The organism is Sphingobium sp. LB126 (assembly GCF_002795205.1).
Lineage (GTDB): Bacteria > Pseudomonadota > Alphaproteobacteria > Sphingomonadales > Sphingomonadaceae > Sphingobium > Sphingobium chungbukense.
Genome location: NZ_NETV01000003.1, coordinates 493,332 through 510,817, shown reverse-complemented (window position 1 = coordinate 510,817; position 17,486 = coordinate 493,332). Strand labels below are relative to the sequence as shown.

At 61.4% G+C, this 17,486-nt stretch carries 19 protein-coding genes; 2 read left to right on the top strand and 17 right to left on the bottom strand.

All coding sequences use genetic code 11. The annotated features are described in order from the left end of the window. The 15 genes from CAF53_RS24040 to CAF53_RS23970 form a co-directional block, all read right to left on the bottom strand. Complete coding sequence (locus CAF53_RS24040) at positions 1-3,141, bottom strand: efflux RND transporter permease subunit (RefSeq protein ID WP_100239835.1); 3,141 nt, start codon at positions 3,139-3,141, stop codon at positions 1-3. Continuing rightward, positions 3,138-4,631 carry an efflux RND transporter periplasmic adaptor subunit gene (locus tag CAF53_RS24035; RefSeq protein WP_100239834.1) on the bottom strand — a complete coding sequence of 498 codons (1,494 nt, stop codon included), beginning with the start codon at positions 4,629-4,631 and terminating at the stop codon, positions 3,138-3,140. The genes CAF53_RS24040 and CAF53_RS24035 overlap by 4 nt, the downstream gene beginning before the upstream one ends. Continuing rightward, positions 4,628-5,857 carry a TolC family protein gene (locus tag CAF53_RS24030; protein WP_100239833.1) on the bottom strand — a complete coding sequence of 410 codons (1,230 nt, stop codon included), beginning with the start codon at positions 5,855-5,857 and terminating at the stop codon, positions 4,628-4,630. Before CAF53_RS24030 ends, CAF53_RS24035 begins: the two co-directional genes overlap by 4 nt. A 134-nt stretch (positions 5,858-5,991) precedes the next feature. Next, the gene (locus tag CAF53_RS24025; protein ID WP_100239832.1) at positions 5,992-6,276 is read right to left on the bottom strand and encodes a hypothetical protein; all 285 of its coding nucleotides are present in this window, start codon (positions 6,274-6,276) and stop codon (positions 5,992-5,994) included. 103 nt (positions 6,277-6,379) lie between these two features. Next, a complete protein-coding gene (locus CAF53_RS28420; RefSeq protein WP_242443611.1) occupies positions 6,380-6,607 on the bottom strand; it encodes a hypothetical protein in 228 nt (75 codons plus the stop codon). A 193-nt stretch (positions 6,608-6,800) separates the two neighbouring features. Beyond that, positions 6,801-7,244, bottom strand: a complete 444-nt coding sequence (locus tag CAF53_RS24015; protein WP_100239830.1) for a DUF411 domain-containing protein — start codon at positions 7,242-7,244, stop codon at positions 6,801-6,803. 45 nt (positions 7,245-7,289) lie between these two features. After that, positions 7,290-7,685 carry a DUF305 domain-containing protein gene (locus CAF53_RS24010; protein ID WP_100239829.1) on the bottom strand — a complete coding sequence of 132 codons (396 nt, stop codon included), beginning with the start codon at positions 7,683-7,685 and terminating at the stop codon, positions 7,290-7,292. Positions 7,686-7,756: 71 nt separating this feature from the next. Further along, positions 7,757-8,203: a DUF305 domain-containing protein gene (locus tag CAF53_RS24005; RefSeq protein WP_100239828.1), complete on the bottom strand. Its 447-nt coding sequence runs from the start codon at positions 8,201-8,203 to the stop codon at positions 7,757-7,759. A 42-nt stretch (positions 8,204-8,245) separates the two neighbouring features. Next, positions 8,246-8,938, bottom strand: a complete 693-nt coding sequence (locus CAF53_RS24000; RefSeq protein ID WP_277949222.1) for a PepSY domain-containing protein — start codon at positions 8,936-8,938, stop codon at positions 8,246-8,248. 23 nt (positions 8,939-8,961) lie between these two features. Continuing rightward, positions 8,962-10,215, bottom strand: a complete 1,254-nt coding sequence (locus CAF53_RS23995; protein WP_100239826.1) for a copper resistance protein B — start codon at positions 10,213-10,215, stop codon at positions 8,962-8,964. Then, the gene (locus CAF53_RS23990) at positions 10,212-12,107 is read right to left on the bottom strand and encodes a copper resistance system multicopper oxidase (protein WP_100239825.1); all 1,896 of its coding nucleotides are present in this window, start codon (positions 12,105-12,107) and stop codon (positions 10,212-10,214) included. The genes CAF53_RS23995 and CAF53_RS23990 overlap by 4 nt, the downstream gene beginning before the upstream one ends. Positions 12,108-12,200: 93 nt before the next feature. Further along, positions 12,201-12,773, bottom strand: coding sequence for an RNA polymerase sigma factor (locus tag CAF53_RS23985; protein WP_100239824.1), 573 nt, complete (start codon positions 12,771-12,773; stop codon positions 12,201-12,203). Continuing rightward, entirely contained in the window at positions 12,770-13,207 is a 438-nt protein-coding gene (locus CAF53_RS23980; RefSeq protein ID WP_031290470.1) for a periplasmic heavy metal sensor, read from the bottom strand. Before CAF53_RS23980 ends, CAF53_RS23985 begins: the two co-directional genes overlap by 4 nt. Next, positions 13,204-13,485 (bottom strand): hypothetical protein, encoded by a 282-nt coding sequence (locus CAF53_RS23975; protein ID WP_017502274.1) that lies wholly within the window; start codon positions 13,483-13,485, stop codon positions 13,204-13,206. The genes CAF53_RS23980 and CAF53_RS23975 overlap by 4 nt, the downstream gene beginning before the upstream one ends. Positions 13,486-13,620: 135 nt before the next feature. After that, entirely contained in the window at positions 13,621-14,217 is a 597-nt protein-coding gene (locus CAF53_RS23970; RefSeq protein ID WP_100239823.1) for a cytochrome c, read from the bottom strand. A 223-nt stretch (positions 14,218-14,440) separates the two neighbouring features. On the opposite strand from CAF53_RS23970, the gene copC reads away from it, so the two are divergent. Continuing rightward, the gene (gene copC, locus CAF53_RS23965; RefSeq protein ID WP_157801359.1) at positions 14,441-14,821 is read left to right on the top strand and encodes a copper homeostasis periplasmic binding protein CopC; all 381 of its coding nucleotides are present in this window, start codon (positions 14,441-14,443) and stop codon (positions 14,819-14,821) included. A 4-nt stretch (positions 14,822-14,825) separates the two neighbouring features. Beyond that, positions 14,826-15,761 carry a copper homeostasis membrane protein CopD gene (gene copD / locus CAF53_RS23960; protein ID WP_100239822.1) on the top strand — a complete coding sequence of 312 codons (936 nt, stop codon included), beginning with the start codon at positions 14,826-14,828 and terminating at the stop codon, positions 15,759-15,761. A 7-nt stretch (positions 15,762-15,768) separates the two neighbouring features. On the opposite strand, the gene CAF53_RS23955 is transcribed toward copD, so the two are convergent. Together CAF53_RS23955 and CAF53_RS23950 are read right to left on the bottom strand one after the other, a co-directional pair. Then, positions 15,769-17,052 (bottom strand): type II restriction endonuclease, encoded by a 1,284-nt coding sequence (locus tag CAF53_RS23955; RefSeq protein ID WP_100239821.1) that lies wholly within the window; start codon positions 17,050-17,052, stop codon positions 15,769-15,771. A 99-nt stretch (positions 17,053-17,151) separates the two neighbouring features. Further along, the gene (locus tag CAF53_RS23950) at positions 17,152-17,424 is read right to left on the bottom strand and encodes a flagellar biosynthetic protein FliQ (protein WP_100239820.1); all 273 of its coding nucleotides are present in this window, start codon (positions 17,422-17,424) and stop codon (positions 17,152-17,154) included. Positions 17,425-17,486 lie beyond the last annotated feature (62 nt).

Sequence of the window (17,486 nt, the reverse complement as noted above, 5' to 3'; positions counted from 1 at the left end):
TCATGATGAAGCGGGTTGGTCATTGAGCCTGGTCTTCGGTCTGCGCAGCAGCAAATAGGCGGCGGGCAGGACGAACATCGACAGAAGCGGCGCGGTCAGCATGCCGCCGATCATTGGCGCGGCGATCCGGCTCATCACCTCGGACCCGGCACCCGATCCCAACAGAATCGGCAAGAGGCCAGCGAGGATTACGGCTACCGTCATCGCCTTGGGCCGAACGCGGAGGAGTGCGCCTTCACGCACTGCCGTCTCCACCTCAGCCGCATCCGGATCGGTGCGCTCTTCCAAGGCATTTTTCAGATAGATCAGCATCACCACGCCGAATTCGGCGGAGACGCCTGCAAGCGCGATAAACCCTACCCCGGTGGCGACCGACTGGTTGAAGCCGAGCAGATAGAGGATCCAGATCCCGCCGGTGAGCGCGAACGGCAGCGTGCCCATGATCAAGGCCGCTTCATCGAACCGGCCGAAAATCATGTAGAGCAGCACGAAGATGATCAGCAGCGTCGCCGGGACGACAAGCTTCAGTTTGGCAACGGCGCGCTGGAGATATTCGAACTGGCCGGAATAGGCGAGGCTAACCCCTGCCGAGAGCTTCACCTTTTTTGCGACCGCATGCTGCAGGTCACTCACGACCGACGCAAGGTCGCGCCCCCGCACGTCCACATAGACCCACGTCGAAGGGCGAGCGTTTTCGGTCTTGAGCATGGGCGGCCCTTCGGCGACCGAAACCTGGGCCACGGTGCCGAGCGTGATCTGCTGACCCGACGGCGTCAGGACCGGCAAATTCCGTATTCCACCAAGGCTGTCGCGCAGTTCGCGCGGATAGCGGACGCTGATCGGATACCGTGCCAGCCCCTCGACCGTCTCGCCGATCATCTCGCCGCCGATCGCACCCGAGACGATCTGCTGGACGTCAGCAATATTGAGCCCAAATCGGGCAGCCGCGGGACGATCCACGTCGACATCTACATAGCGCCCGCCCGTCAAGCGCTCGGCGAGCGCCGAACTGACCCCAGGCACGGTTTTCGCAACCGTCTCGACATCGTGCGCGATGCGGTCCAGATCAGCGAGGTCAGCACCCGACACTTTCACCCCGATTGGGCTCTTGATGCCGGTCGCCAGCATGTCGATCCGGTTGCGAATGGGGGGCACCCACACATTGGCGAGGCCGGGCAGGTTTACCGTTCGATCAAGCTCCTCGACCAGCTTGTCCGGAGTCATGCCCGGTCGCCATTGGTCGCGAGGTTTGAACTGGATCGTCGTCTCGAACATCTCGAGCGGTGCAGGGTCTGTGGCAGTCTCGGCGCGGCCGGCCTTGCCGAACACGCTCTCGACCTCGGGCACGGTTTTGATCAGGCGGTCGGTCTGCTGGAGCAGGTCCGACGCCTTCGCCGCCGAAAGACCCGGCAGCGCCGAGGGCATGTAGAGCAAATCACCCTCCTCCATCTTCGGCATGAACTCGCCGCCAAGCTGGGTGAGCGGCCAGGCCGTTGTCGCAAAAGCGAGTGCCGCGATCAGCAGTACGGTCCTTGGCCGCTGCATCGTCCAATCGAGTGCGGGCCGGTAGATATTCGTCAGCCAGCGATTGACCGGGTTGGACTGCTCGGGCGGAATCTTGCCCCGGATCAGCAAACCCATAAGCACCGGCACCAAGGTCACCGACAGGATCGCCGCCGACGCCATCGCATAGGTCTTGGTGAAGGCGAGGGGTGCGAACAGCCGCCCTTCCTGTCCTTCAAGCGTGAACACAGGGATGAACGACAGCGTGATGATCAGCAGGCTGAAGAACAGCGCTGGCCCAACCTCGGCGGCAGCTTCGGTGATGACGGTCCAGCGCGTATCGCCCTCGAGATGCTCGTCCGGGTGATCCTGGTCCCATCGCTCGATCTTCTTATGGGCATTCTCGATCATGACGACCGCCGCATCGACCATCGCGCCGATGGCGATCGCGATGCCGCCCAGCGACATGATGTTGGCATTGACCCCCTGGAAACGCATGACAACGAAGGCTGCCAGCACACCAAGCGGAAGCGTGAGGATAGCGACGAGCGCCGAACGGACATGCCAAAGGAAAAGCCCGCAGACGATCGCAACGACTATGAATTCCTCGACCAGCTTGTGGGTCAGATTCTCAACGGCGCGGTCGATGAGCTGCGAGCGATCATAGACCGTCACCACATCGACGCCGGGTGGCAGGCTCTTCTTGAGCTCGGCGAGCTTGTCCTTGACCGCCGCGATCGTCTCGCGCGCATTCTTGCCCGAGCGCAGGATCACAACGCCGCCCGCGACCTCGCCCTCACCGTTCAACTCGGCAATCCCGCGCCGCATCTCGGGGCCGAGCTGGATCGTGGCGACGTCGCCCAGTCGCACCGGCACGCCGCCGGCTGCAGTTTTCAAGGGAATTGCGCGGAAATCGTCGAGCGTCTTCAGATAGCCCGAGGCACGGACCATATATTCGGCCTCGGCCATCTCGAGCACCGAGCCGCCGCTTTCCTGATTGGCCTTCTGAATGGCATCGACCGCCTGGGCGTGGGTGACGCCATAAGCGGCGAGCTTCACCGGATCGAGCAGCACCTGATACTGTTTCACCATGCCGCCGATGCTGGCGACCTCTGCAACCCCTTTTACCGTTTTCAGCTCGTAGCGCAGGAACCAGTCCTGAAGCCCACGGAGCTGCGAGAGATCGTGGCGTCCGGTGCGATCGACCAGCGCATATTCATAGACCCAGCCGACCCCGGTCGCATCCGGCCCCAGCGCGCTGCGGGCGCTGGCCGGCAACCGACCTTGCACCTGGTTGAGATATTCGAGCACGCGGCTGCGCGCCCAATAGAGATCGGTGCCGTCCTCGAAGATCACATAGACGAAGCTGTCGCCGAAGAAGGAATAGCCCCGGACAGTCTTTGCGCCGGGCACCGAGAGCATCGTGGTGGTGAGCGGATAAGTGACCTGGTTTTCGACGATCTGCGGAGCCTGTCCCGGATAGGAGGTGCGGATGATGACCTGCGTATCGGAGAGATCGGGCAGCGCATCGATCGCGGTCGACCGCACCGCCCAGACGCCCACGCCGATCAGCGCCAGCACCCCGATCATGACGAAGAAGCGGTTCCTGACCGACCAACGGATGAGATGGGCAATCACTGGCCCATCACCTTCGCCATGCGTCGCACGGTGGGTCCACTTGGCGGTTGATCGAACCCGAACCGGACCTTGTCGCCCGCCTTCAAGCCGCGCGCGACGTTCGGATCGGTGAGCTGAAAGGCCATCGTCATCGCTGGCCAGCCAATGGCCGGCACGGCTTGATGGCTCAGCGTCACCGACTGGGCGGTGAGTTGTTTGATCGTGCCGACGGTCTCATAGACTGCGCCGGTCGCCATAGGTTTGGCAGGACCTTTTGGCATGCCAGCTCCGATCGGCCGTGCGTCTACGCCCGAGAGGCTCGCTTCAGAATCGATCAGGAACTGGCCCGATGCGACGATCCTTTCGCCTTCGCTCAGGCCCGCCAGAATCTCCGTATCATCGGCAGCTTCCCTGCCGGTTTGCACCTCGGCAGGGCGATAGCGCCCATTGTCGAGCGCGAGCATGACCAAGGTCCGCTTGCCAGTGCGGATCAGGGCTTCGGACGGCACCAGCAACGCCGGCTGCGCGCTCCCGCCAAACGAGACGGTCGCAAACATGCCGGGACGCAGTCGCCCGCCGCGATTGGGCAGCTCGATCCGAACGGTGAGCGTGCGGCTGTCGGCCTGTGTCTCGGGGAGGATCGCCGAGACGCGCCCGGAGATGGTTTCGCCGGGGAAGGCTGCAAGCTCGGCTCGCACCGCTTGTCCAGGCTTGAGAGGACCAGCGATCGCTTCCGGCACGGCGGCATTCAGCCAGACTGTGCCGAGCCCGTTGACCTCGGCAAGCGTCTGGCCTGCCATCAAGGTCATGCCGCCCCGCACGTTCAATGTCTTGATCACGCCGCCCGTGGGCGTGGAGATGGTGATCACGTTATGCGGTCGTCCCGTTTGCTCGACCGATGCGATCGTGCCCGAGGGCATGCCGAGCAGCATGAGCCGCTGGCGCGCGGCCTGGATCAGAGCGGCGTTGCCGGTGCGGCGGACCGCCAAAAACTCGGTCTGTGCGCCGCCCCATTCCGGCACCAGAACATCGGCAAGCGGCGCGCCCGCACCAATCATATCACCGGGTGCGCGGCCATAGACACGGGAAACGAAGCCGCCTGCACGCGCCTGAACGATCGCAACGTCGCGCTGGTTGAAGTCGATCGTGCCGGTGGCGGTGAGACTGCTCGCCAATTCGCCGCGCCGCACAGCCACCGTTCGCATCCCGAGCGCCTGGGACGCGGAGGGGGCGATCGATATGCCCGGCTGTGCCGCGCTTGCCCCCGCCTCATCCGCATAGCGCGGGATTGTTTGCATTCCCATCGATGACAGGCCTGGACCGTCATGATGCTCGGCCGGGATCATCGGGTCATACCAATAGAGGATCTTGCGTACCGGCGGTTTGGCGGCCGTAGCGTCGGGTGATCCTCCTCTCCATTCAGAGATGGTGAAACCAACCCCGCCAGCGGCGACCGCGAGCAGCGCCGCGGCACCGAAAAGGCCGCCCCGAGGGATTGTGAAATGGCTCATTGCGATTCGCTCCGGTACGTAAGGTTCAGTCGAACACCGTCAGCAGCGACAAGGGCTTCACGGTCGAGAGTGTTGAGGGTGACGTCGGCAAGGGCCGCATAGGCATCTGCGATATCGACAAGATTGGCGCGACCTGCCCCGTAGCTTGCCGTCTCCAACGTCACCCGCTGCTCGGCGAGTGGCAGCAATGTGTCACGCGCGCGCAGCCACTGTTCATGGTGCATGATATGGTCCGCAAGATCGGTTTCGAGATCAGCGGCCAGCGCCCGCAGGGCCGCGTCGCGTTCGGCCAGGATGCGTTCGGCATTCTCCTGGGCCGCCGCAATGCCCGCATTCTGTCGACTGCGGGTAAAGAAGGGCAGACTGACCGTCACACCGGCTGACACATAATCTCCGAAACGAGGGTCGCGGCGTTGATAGGCAAGGTTCACCCCGAAGTCGGAACGGCGGTCGGCATCGGCCATACGCACATCGGCCATTGCCTGACCGGACTGGGCGTCGATCATTGCCATGGTGGGAAGGCGATCCAGGCCAGCGCGCAGTTCGGCCCCATCGACAGGGAAGTCGGGAATAGATCCGGCAATTTCAGGCGCCGGGTCACCCGTCCATCGCGTCAGAGCAGCCCGTGCCCGCGCTATGTCTGAGACCAGTTCGCTGCGACGATCTTCTAATGAGGCGATCGCCTGTCGGCCGGCAAGAGTCTGCGCAGGCCGGGCATTGCCCGACGCGACGGCACTGGGCGTTGTCCGCACCACGCGCTCCAGACGGGCTAGAAGATCATCAAGCGCGGTCAGCCGGCGCTCGGCATAGGCAAGGTTGATCCAGGCAAGCGCCGTGCCGACCTCAACCGAACGCGCCTCAACTGCGGTGTCGGCATCTGCTGCCTTGATATTGCTGTCAGCGCGCTCGCGTTGCGCACGGCGCTTGGCGAGGTTGGGAATATCCTGGGACACGCCCACCCGCGCCATCGTGAAATTGTCCTGCCCGGGAGCAAACGCCAATGGCCCCGAGATCGGGAAACTGTCGAGCCCAACGGCCAGAGTCGGATCAGGTAGCAATCCGGCGCCGCCACGAGCGGAACGAGCGGCCTCGGCGGCGAGCGCCTTGGCCTTGATCGACGGCGCTTCCTGCCGCGCGCGCTGGAGCGCAGCGTCGAAAGTGAGCGGACCGGCAAACGCAACGCCGGGGATCGCCGCGAGCAGCGGCCAACAAAGAAACAATCGCATGGAAAACTCCTGATCGGAGGATCAGGCCGACGGCGCGCACTCTGGCAGCATGTCAGTGGCGGCAGGATAGGGGCAATCCCGCCGCCACTGCTGGCCTGGCCGTCTATGCGACCTTACGCGGCCAGAGCCTGTGCCTAGCCGGCCGAGGGAGCCGACGAAGGCGATGCCATGCTGTGCATCTCCTTCATGCAGTCCGCCGCGCTCATCTTCATCATGTCGCAGTTGCAGTTCGCCATCTGCGGAGCATCGGGCACCCAAACGCGACGGGGGCTCGTAGATGGCGCACGCGGGCCATAGTTTGGCGACCGACGCCATTCATAATGGCCAGACTGCGAGTTTGTGTTGGGTTCGCCGGCGAAAGCGGCAACGGGAGCGGCAAGCGCGATGCCCAGCAGGGCATAGAAAACACCGTTCTTCATGACTGTAATCCTTTGGCAAAATATCGTGGTAGCCGCGGGTCAGACAGGATTTTGAGATGCGCGATAGACGCAAGAATCCTGTCAGCCTGGCAGCCGGTGTCGATCAGCCAAGGAGAGTCGGTGGTTCCGGTTCGGGAGTGAGGTCACCGCCGTGCAGGACAGTGATGGTTGCCCAGAAGGGCAGAGCTGGACTGGCTTTGCGTGCTTCCAGCAGAGGCGCGTCATTACGAACGGCCAGCGGAACGACGCAGCCCATGGCCGCGATGCATTCCAGGGTCATGCCCTTGCAAGGCTTCTGAGCAGGTTGTTGCTGCTGTGCCATTTTCTTCATGCAGTCTTCCGACATCCCAGCCACGGCCTGCGCAGACGCTGCCATTGGGGCGGACATCGCAGGCGGAGCGGACGCAAAGGCCGCCGCTTGGCCAATCAAGCCAACCATGGCTCCCAGCAGGAGAAGAAGTTGCAAAACGCGATTCACAGCCGTTATTTCTTACGCCTCCGGGCATCAAAGATCAACGAGATGGTCACCCGCCATGTCGGGCAAATATCGTCGGGCCCGCCGCTCCGAAGGCGATGACAGTGTAGGGTTGTGGTTTCTGGCCAGGGACTTCCATCCCGGGAGAACCCCGCGGCATGCCAGCCACGGCCAATCCCTTTACGCCCTTCGGGCGCTTCGCGATCGCGCGCTTCATGTCGGCAATGGGAACGTGGCCCTCGAAAACCATGCCATCGATAATTGCAGTATGGCATGATGCCAGCGCAGCGGGCACGCCTTGAGCGCGTTGAAAGCGGCCGCGTTGCTGGTCGTCGACGATATTGACGCTCTGTCCAAATTGTCTGCGCACCTGGGCCGCCCACTGTTCGCAGCAACCGCAACCAGGGTCACGATGCATGATGATCGGGGCAGCTTCGGCGCTGACGACGGAGAGGGCTGCCATGAACGCAGCGAGGGCCAATTTGGTTGTCATACGATCCCTTTTTGGTTCCCCCGCCCCTGGGCGGGGAGGAAAGGTTTATTGGGCGCGCTTGTTGTGAGCTCTCAGCCAGCCTTGAAGTTCGCCAACTCCGCGCGTTTGCTCGGTGATCGCCTTGTTCGCCATCATTCGGACCTGCGCATCCTTGCTGTCGCGCAGAACTATGCGTGACATCGCAATCGCACCGCGATGATGCTCGATCATCTTGCGTACCCAGGTCTCCGTTGCATCGCTGCCCGTGGCGGACATCATCTTTTGATGCATCTCCATTTCAGCAGGCGGGTAAGGATTGGCTGGCGTGGGGTTCATGGTCTGGCGCATGTCCATCTTGCTATGGTCCATGCCCTGCATTTGGGCGATCGCCGGCGTGGCCAACAATCCAGCGATGATGATGGGGACTATTTTCTTCACAATTCTCTCCTCAGCGCCCCGCATTGATAATACGCATGGGCGCGCCATTTCCCTCGCGAGGCGGCACAAATTTTACGGGAACGGGAGCGCGAAGCCTACTTGCGGGCTAGAATAGCCTTCATTTCATCGATTTCGCGGCGCTGCGATTCCTCAATGCTGCCGCACAGACGGACGATTTCCGGATCCTTCAAGGAGGCCTCGCGGCACATCAGGATCGCGCCCGAATGATGCGGGATCATTGATCGGAGGAAGGCTGTATCGCCGATCGTTGTTTGCGTGCGGATGAGGGCAAATGATCCGGCAAATATTGCCACTGACCCTAAAATGAGGGCCGCGTTTGCCTTTTTCGACGGGAACATATGACCCATCGCGAGAACCATCAGCACCACCATGGGTGCCACCATCATCACCGTCATGTATAGCATATTGAGGTTGTTGTAGAAGCTCCCCAAGCTGTCGATCATGACGAACATCACCAGATACATGATGACGCCGCCGACCAGGGTCTGCAGGGCGAGGCTCGCATAGGCATTTTTCATCATTGGTCGTCTCCTTAGGCCCCCGCCCCGATCCTCCTCGACTATTCAACCCGTGCGGCGGCGCTTTCGCGGCCACCGAAGATACAAAAGCGCCGAACCCGCTATCGCCAATGCGAGACCCCCTGCGGCAAACGCCATCAACCAAGGCGTGTTGAAATCTTCGTGATTTTTCCAATCCATGATGTGGAGCGCCCAGAAAAAATCATACAGGCGCCACGTTCCATTTCTCACAGCGACGATCCGACCACTATTCTGCGCAACATAGACGCGGGTCGCTTCGCCGTCAGGGAAGTCCACCCGCCAGGCCGGCAGGACGCCCTTGAATTCTGAGGTCGACGCCACAACCAGGCGGACGCTCGGCGGCTCCGACGTGCCACGATAGGCCTGTATCGCCAGCGCGCGAGCCATCGCAGCGTTCACGGGACCAAGTCGACGTCCTGTCTCTGCATCGTGGAGTGAGATCGTCCCATCGACAGACTCAACCTCCGCGATCTCGCGGCCGAGCAGCGCGCGATATCGGACTTCACGCACCGGTCTGGCCGCCGCCCGCAACACGAGATCCAACGGCGCGCGCGATCTCGACTGTTCCAATATCGCCGGCGACGATCGCTCGACGAGATGTTCACCGCGGACTCGCTCGATCGGCAACAGGCTCATGACAAGACCGCTGGCAAACCAAAGGAGCAGTTGTACGCCGATGATCAGGGCTAGCCATCGATGAACGCGGCTAGCCCCGATGTGGAGACGGAGTTTGGTGCTTCTCAGAACCAGGTCCGAATGCCGATGACAAAGCTAGCCGCCTTCACGTCTTTGCCATCCGCCCGCGCATAGTCTGCCGTTCGACCGAACTTCCGATCGTAGGAAACGCCGATGTAGGGAGCGAACTCGCGGCGGACTTCGTAGCGTAGGCGCAGCCCCAGCTCAGCGTTAGAGAGCCCCGCCCCAATCCGGGTCTCGGGCACGTTTTGAGCCGACAGGTTCAGTTCGACCCGAGGTTGCAGGATCAAGCGCTGGGTTATGCGCTGATCATAATAGCCCTCGAGGCGCCCAAGCACCTCCCCCTTATTCGACAGGAACAAGGCTGCCTCGGTTTCGAACCAATAAGGCGCGAGGCCTTCGATTCCGATCGTCGCATATGTCCGGGACGGGTTTGGCTTGAAGTCGTACCGGATACCGGCCTGCAGGTTCCAATAAGGATCGAGCGCGCGACTGTAGAGGGCCTGAATCTCGGCACTATCGACACCTTCGCGAAATGCCCCCTCGCCCTCGGTCTTGACCACGAGCCGGTCCAGATCCTTGCCGAACCACGCTTCGCCATCCCAACGATACCCGTCGCGGCCATTTTTGACCTGATATTCCGCCAGATTGAACAGGATCATCGAGCTGGATGTGCCGCCATGTTCCTTATGCAGCATAGTACGCGAAGCTGCCATCTCGCCGTTTTTGTAGACGCGGTCGGCATAGTTGTCGGTAGGAGGTTGGGGTGCGGGGGCGTTGCCGGGCATGAGGCTGGTGCCACCAGCGCCATGGCCAGCCATCGACCCATCCATTGGCATGCTAGTCATCGACGACATATCGTGCTGCATCGGCTGACCGCTGGGTGCCGCCTGCATGTCCATGCCGGGCATGTCGTGTTTCATCGTACCGCCCGCGCTATCGGGCATGGTCATGCCAGGCATGCCGGACATGTCGTGGCCAGCATGAGGGTCGGCCGTTGGAGGCGTCTTGTCACCGGGCATCTCCATGCCGGGCATAGCCCCCATCCCCGACATGTCGTGCGGCGCCGACTTGGGTTTTGCTGCCGGTGCCTGACGCCTCGGGGTGGCAGACTTGCCCTTAGGTGTGGGCGCAGCGGCGCGCCTGGGCTGGCTTGCTGGCTTGGCCACCGGTTTTTTCTTCGCCGCGGGCTGGGCAGCAGGCATGTGCATGCCCGGCATATTCTGCATCGACTGCGCGCTGACGGGGGTCGCCAAGGCGAGCGGGGCCGCGCCGATCAGAAGGAAAAGCGACTTCATGCGGCATCTCCCCGGGGACGGACAGAGACGACGCGCATCATCCCGGCATGCATGTGATAGAGCATATGGCAGTGAAACGCCCAGTCGCCGACTGCGTCGGCGGTGACGTCGAAACTTACCTTGCCTCCTGGTGCGACATTGACGGTGTGTTTGCGCGGCGAATACTCGCCATGCCCGGTCACCAGCTCGAAGAAATGACCATGAAGATGGATCGGGTGCGACATCATCGTGTCATTGACGAGCGTGACGCGAACCCTTTCGTTCTCGATAAACGGAATGGGTTCGCGCTTATCGCTGAGTTTCACCCCGTCGAACGACCACATATAGCGTTCCATATTACCGGTCAGGTGAATTTCCATCGCGCGGTCGGGCGCGCGAACATCGGGGTTTCGCTCCACCGCCATGAGATCGCGATAGACAAGAACCCGGTGCTCAACGTCTTCGAGACCCTGTCCGGGTTCTCCCGTGCGATCCATCGGCATGGGCGAGATCGTCTGGACACCCGGTCCCATCTTGACCTGCGGCGCTTTGCTGGCGTCGCGCATGTTCATGCCGCCCATTCCGCCCATCGCCATGCCGCCCATTGTATCATCGGACCCGCTGCCCATTCCGGGCATGTTGGCCATGGAACCATCCGCCGGTTTTTGCATGCCTGGCATCGACGCGCCGGCCCCCATATCCATGCCTGCCATCCCGCCCGCGGCAGCTCCGCCGGCAGACATGTCATGCCCCATTGCTGCGTGGTCCATGCCGGACATGCCGCTCATATCCATGTCCCCCATGCCCATGTCCTTCATATCGGCAAGGGGCCGCTTGCGGAGCGGCGGAACTTCGGCCGTCATGCCTTCACGCGGGGCCAGTGTGGCGCGTGCCATGCCCGAACGATCTACGGATTCACCAACCAGTGTGTAGGCGCGATCATCGGTCGGAGTAACGATGACATCATAGGTCTCGGCAACCGCGATCTGAAACTCGTCGACCTCGACCGGCCTGACATTGAGGCCGTCGGCCTGAACAACCGTAAGTTTGAGACCGGGAATCCGGACATTGAACGTCGTCATCGCGGAGGCATTGACGAAACGCAGGCGAACGCGCTCACCAGGCTTGAAAAGCGCGGTCCAGTTGTCCCGTGGGCCATGCCCATTGACGAGATAGGTATAGGTCGAGCCCGTGACATCGGACACGTCGGTCGGATCCATCCGCATATTGCCCCAGTCAAGTCGGTCCTTGAGGGGTTGGTCTTCCTTGGCCAGCAGACCGGCCAGCGTTTGGCGCTGATAATTGAAATAGCCACCGCCGACCTGCTTGAGCTTCCGGAAAATTGCGTGCGGATGCATCTGGCTATGGTCGGAGAGCACGATGACATGCTCCCGATCCGACTGAATCGGATCCTCGCCTTCCGGGTCGATGACGATGGGTCCGTAATGACCCAACTGCTCCTGCAGCCCCGAATGGCTATGATACCAATAGGTGCCAGCCTGGACGATGGGGAACTCATAGACAAAGGTCGACTTGGGCTTGATGCCGGGGAAGCTGATGCCGGGCACGCCGTCGAACTGGAACGGCAAAAGCAGGCCGTGCCAGTGGATCGAGCTGTCTTCCTCGAGATCGTTGATCACCGACAGGCGGACGTTTTGGCCCTGACGCAAACGGATGAGCGGCGCCGGAACCGTGCCGTTGATGCCGATGGCATGGCTTTGTCGGCCGTCGATCATCATCATCTGATGCGCGATCTTGAGCGTGATATCATTGCCGCTGACCGTTGGCAGTGGCTTGGCAATCCCGGACGAAATGGGTTGAGCCCATGCCGGTAGCCATGCCGACAATGCGAGGCCACCGCCGGCCAGCGCAGCGCCGCGGAAAAGGTCGCGGCGGTTCAATCCGGGGGGCATAATATCTCCTTGTTCAACGTGCAGCACTTTAGGTCTGAAAAGACGCTTAAGCGCGGTATCTCTTTATCCTTACGCGTGAACAGCGCGCATCCCTCATCCCTCAGCGAGTATTTCTGCGAGGCGCGCGCGCGCGCGATACAGGCGCGTCTCCACAGCCTTGCTACTGACGGAAAGCGCTTTGGCAGCCTCTGATTGACTGAGCCCTTCGATGGTCCTGAGCATCAGAACTTCACGCAACGTGTTAGGCAATGCGCTGATCGCCGCCGACAGTCGCTCCACCTCTATTTTCGATTCAGCACTGGCATGTGCGGAGGGTGCGTCATCCGGCACTTGCTCAATCTCATCATCCGACGGCGCGGAGCCGAATGTGAAGAGCTGCCGCACCCTCTGGCGGCGGCGCCAATCGCGACATTTGTTAATCGCGATCCGGGATAGCCAGGCCCGCAACGGACGCGCACCATCATATTTCCGCAGATGACTGAACGCGGATACAAAGCAGTCCTGCGTGAGATCAAGTGCTTCCTCGGCATTCCCGACTAAGCCGCGCACCAGTCGAAATATCGCTGTCTGGTGCCGACGCATGATCTCGGCGAAAGCTGACTGCCGACCGGCAAGCGTCAGTGCCGCTAGTTCACCGTCCGAACACGCCTGGAGATCCAGACTCACCGTGCATCGTCGGTGAGCGCATGTACCACCGCCTGATCGAAGGTCTTGGCCTGATCGGGGCGAAGAATTTGCCGCATGGCGAAGATGTGCCCGAGCGTTTCCTTTTGCAGTTCGCCCATTGCCTGATGCGACTGATCGACGGCCGCGGTCACACGCGGCCCTTCGCCATGTTCGACCTCGATCGCGGCTGCGAGACGCGCATTGTCCGATCGCAGTTCAAGCTCCAGCGCGCGCCGACGCACGGCGAAACCCTGCTCTAGAAGCTCGATCTTGGCCTTCTGACGATCATCCAGATCGAGCTTGCTGTGCAAGACATCGTGGAGCTCGACGCCGGCTGCCTTGGGCTGCGGGAAAAAGTAGCGGCCCAGGAACACGCCCGCAACCGCCGATGCAAAGGCGACGATGGCGACGAGGAGCAGCAATTTGGGCTTCATTGAGAACCTACCAGCAGCGTCGAAGGGGCAAGCGGATTTGATGGCCCGAAAGGCGAGAGCGTGACCGACGCCTCGGCACGCGGCGTAAAGCCATTGCTGGCGATACCCAGCAGTACCGCTCCGAAAGCCGCGACCGCACCGAGGCGGAATTGAGACGCGGTTGAAACCTGCGGCAATGCCGCTATGCGCCGGAACACAGCATCCTCCAGACCAATCAGCCCCGGATGCGTCGGTTCGTTGCGTAAGCGGCTCAGCAGCCGGTCCAGGTCGGTATCCATCGAAAAGTCCAATCCTCAATCAATCCGGGGCAACGGCCCAGGACGCGTTCTCTACTTTCCCCTCTATCAGCCTGTCCGTCAAAGCATCGCACATAGCGGGCAGATCTGAGCAACAGCGACGGAGCAGCCGCATCGCTATGGCGCCGTCTTCGTCATGCCGGGCATATCCTTCATCATCGCGTCATGGTCTTCGGGCGCACTGGCTATTGCCGCCTGATATTGGACGGGTGACATACGCGGAAGTTGCCTTACGAAAGCCACCATGTCCCAGATCAGTTCGTCGCTATGGGTCTTACCCCAAGCAGGCATCGCGGTCAGCTTGACCCCATGCTTGATGATCCAGAATTGCTCCTTTGGCGATCTTTGCTCCTCGCGGGAAAGCTCCGGCGCCCTCGGATAGAGTCCCTGGCTGATTTCGGACTTTTCCAGTCCTGGCCCGAGATGGCAGCCGCTGCACATCTCGGTGTACAGCCCCGCCCCGCTCTGCAGCCGCTTCACGTCCCCAAGGTTAGCCGGGACATTCACATCACGGGATCGCACGGCGATGGAACGATCTCGGAGCTGCTCGATCAGCCAATAGACCGGTTTGGTGTGTGGCGAATCCGCCCCGATGTCATACGCACCCACATAGACGACGATCCCCGCTAGCGCGCCGCCAACCAGCGCCGTTGCGGCGATAAAACCAACACTTGGAAAGTGCCTGCGCAGCCAAGTCGTCCTAGCATTCTCCATAGCTTCCTCCCGAGCGGCAGCGTCCTTTGGATCCAGGTGGTTCTCGCACCCATCCAATTGTCCATACGCACTGCAAGCTTCGATCCCTCATCTGTCGCGCAGATCTCATTCGCAAATCCCGCCGGGGTTCCGATTTGTAGAATTCTTGCGCGCCTGATGAGGGGTGGCGCCGCGTGGTGCGTAATTCGATGTGTCGGCAGTCTCGCCGCCCATGGAGAAATCGATGTTTCATAAAACAGTCTTTGCCGTCGCCATGGCGGCGTCTGTCCTCACCGCTACCGCGGCGCAGGCTCACCCTAAGCTTAATGGCGCAACCCCTGCCGCCAATGCCGTGGTCGCCGCCCCGACCAGAATTCAGCTCGTCTTTTCTGAAGCGCTCGTCGCACAATTTTCCGGGCTCGACCTGACGATGACCGAAATGCCAGGCATGAAGATGGGGCCGATGAAGATGAACGGCGTCAAGACCACCGTGGGCGCCGATGGCAAGACTCTTGTCGCGACGCTTGCCAAGCCGTTGCCGGTTGGAACCTACAAGGTCGACTATCACGTCGTCTCTGCTGACACCCATCGCATCCAGGGCAGCTACACCTTCAAGGTCCAGTAAGACCGTGCCGGACATCATAGCGATCGCAGTGAGGCTGGGACTTTTCCTCGATCTCATGCTCCTCTTCGGGTTGCCGATGTTCGGCCTCTACACGTTGCGCGGGACTGAGCGGGCATCCGGCTCGGTCCTGCGTTTCCGGTCGGTGTTGGCGACAATTGCGCTGGCCGGTATCGTATTATCTATCCTGGGCATGATGGTCCTGGCGGCCTCGATGGGGGGCGTGCCACTCGATCAGGTAGACCGCGCCACGGTCAATCTTCTCATATCGGGCACTGCGATCGGGACGGTCTGGCAGATACGGGTCGCCGCCCTCCTACTCGTGCTCTATTTTTCCATCGTCGGATGGCGGCGTCCCGCTTTCGCCCTGTGGTCGCTGTCAGCGACCGCGGCTGTCGCTCTGGCGACCTTGGCCTGGACGGGGCATGGCGCTGCCGATGAAGGCTTGCGGGGATGGGTCCATCTTGGTGCCGACATCATCCATCTTTGGGCAGCGGGCATCTGGGTAGGCGCATTGTTCGCGCTTTGCCTCCTTGTTTTCCGCCCTGCCGCGCGCATGGCGATGGATCACATTCACCTCTCGCAGCGCGCGCTGGATGGATTTGCGAAGGTCGGATCGGTGGTCGTGGCGCTGCTTATCGTGTCGGGTTTGATCAATAGTTGGATACTGATCGGACCCTCCAATCTGGGGTCACTGTTTACCAGCCTCTACGGCCTGCTGCTGGTGGTAAAGCTGCTGCTGTTCGGCTTGATGCTGTTACTGGCGGCGGCCAATCGCTACTTTTTGACGCCGTCGCTCGCGGCGGCGATCGAGACAGGCAACACCTCCTCGGCGATTGGGTCGCTCCGCCGCAGCCTCGCAGTCGAGACCGGCTGCGCCGTTACCATTCTTACCTTGGTTGCCTGGTTGGGGCTGTTGGCGCCACCTGCCTCCGGGATGTAAGAAGGCGTCAAGGCAGCGCGCGCGATATCGCCTTGATCGCCTTTAGACCCGAACCAAACCGAGAAATCGCCTCCTTGTGCCGTTCGAGCTCGCCATAAGGAAGATAGGCGATTTCGAGGTCCGCGATCCGGCTGAACGCCGGCCTTGCGATTTGCGCGCGGACTTCGCTTTCGCGGGCGTCAGGAGCGACAAGAAACAATCCGGCTGTCGCGTGAAGATCGCTGCCGCTCAGCGCAAGGTCCAGCATCCGGACGATACCCGAATAGATGGAGGTGGAATGTTCGACTTCGAAGGCTGCCGCGACCCGGTCGCCGCCTTGCTCCAGCCACAAAACATCGATGAGGCGGATCGCATCCGCTCCCGTCGATGTCGAAATGGAAGTTGGCAGGCTCTCGAGGCACCCCTCCCCCAAGCGCACCCCGTCATGCAGCCGTCCCCGGTCATTGGATGCGATCCAGATGTCATACCCTAGCGCTAGACCGATATCGCGCAGCCACGCCTGGATTTCCGAATGGGTGCGGTCACTCTCGCCCTGCTTTTGCAGCGCTTTGTTAAGGGTTTGAGCTTCGGCCCGGGCTTGCTCGAGGCGCGCGGCCCAGGATCCTAGAGTCTGGTCTTCCTCGTCGCGCGGGGGCGCGGGATAGCGGCCCGAGCCGATGTCGAACAGAAGGCCACCAATGGCGCCCAGATCGTTCGACAGCAGATCGCGAAAACGCTCGTTCAGGTCGAGCACGCCCGAGCGCATTGCGAGAAAATGCTGCCAGCTTCCGAGCTTCACCTTGCCGCCGGTCAGCTTGTTATAGCCGTTGACGATCGCCGTGTTGAACGGCGGCACGAGGGTTGGATGCAGGAAATAGAGGAGGTTGGCCACCGCTGGCCCCAGCCCTTTGATGTTCAGACGATCAATCGTGTGAATACCTACAATGATCTCTTCCGCGGTGTCGCAACAGGCGCAATGGTCCAGCAATCGACCAAACGCGCGTTGGTTTGCTGGGTTTTCATAGATGTCGGGAATGCGCAATTTGGGCTTCCAGAGAAACGCATGGTCCGCGCCCTTGAAGATCTGTCTCTGCTCGGCGACTGAATGAACGACCGTCTCCAGAGAAGAACCGCGATAGGCCACGCCAAACCGACCGGCTTCGATCTCGGCAACCACCTGAGCCAGACCACGCCTGATCGAGCGAAAGTTCTTGATGCGCTCATCCCATAGAAACCAGCTCTGGTACGTCGCGTTCGGGTCTTCCTTCCATCGCTGGATCAGTTGCCGCGCCAGCAATTCAAACTCCGCCAAACCCCGCTCCCATTTCGCGCCGATCCTCTCCGACGCTAGCACTCCGCCCCGTATTCGACCAGTTTTTGCGAGGTCACCCCGAATGAAAATTGGTCCTCATTATTTTATATCGTCCGGAATATGCGTCAGCAGGTCACGGGTATAGTCGATCAGGAGATCGCCAGCGGTTGCCCCGTAAAGCGCGAGGAACAAGATGAACGCCAGGAGCTTCGGGACGAAGCTCACGGTCTGTTCGTTAATCGATGTAGCAGCCTGGATCATCGAGACAATCAGCCCGACCACCAACATGATTATCAGCGGGGGGCCAGCGACGATCATGATCACCCAAAGCGCCTGGCCCATCGAGGCCGAGAAAGGGCTATAGGTCTCCATTGCTCCCAACCGACTATGATGCGGCCCCCCCTGCCCGTGATGCTGCAACCTTTGTTGCGGGG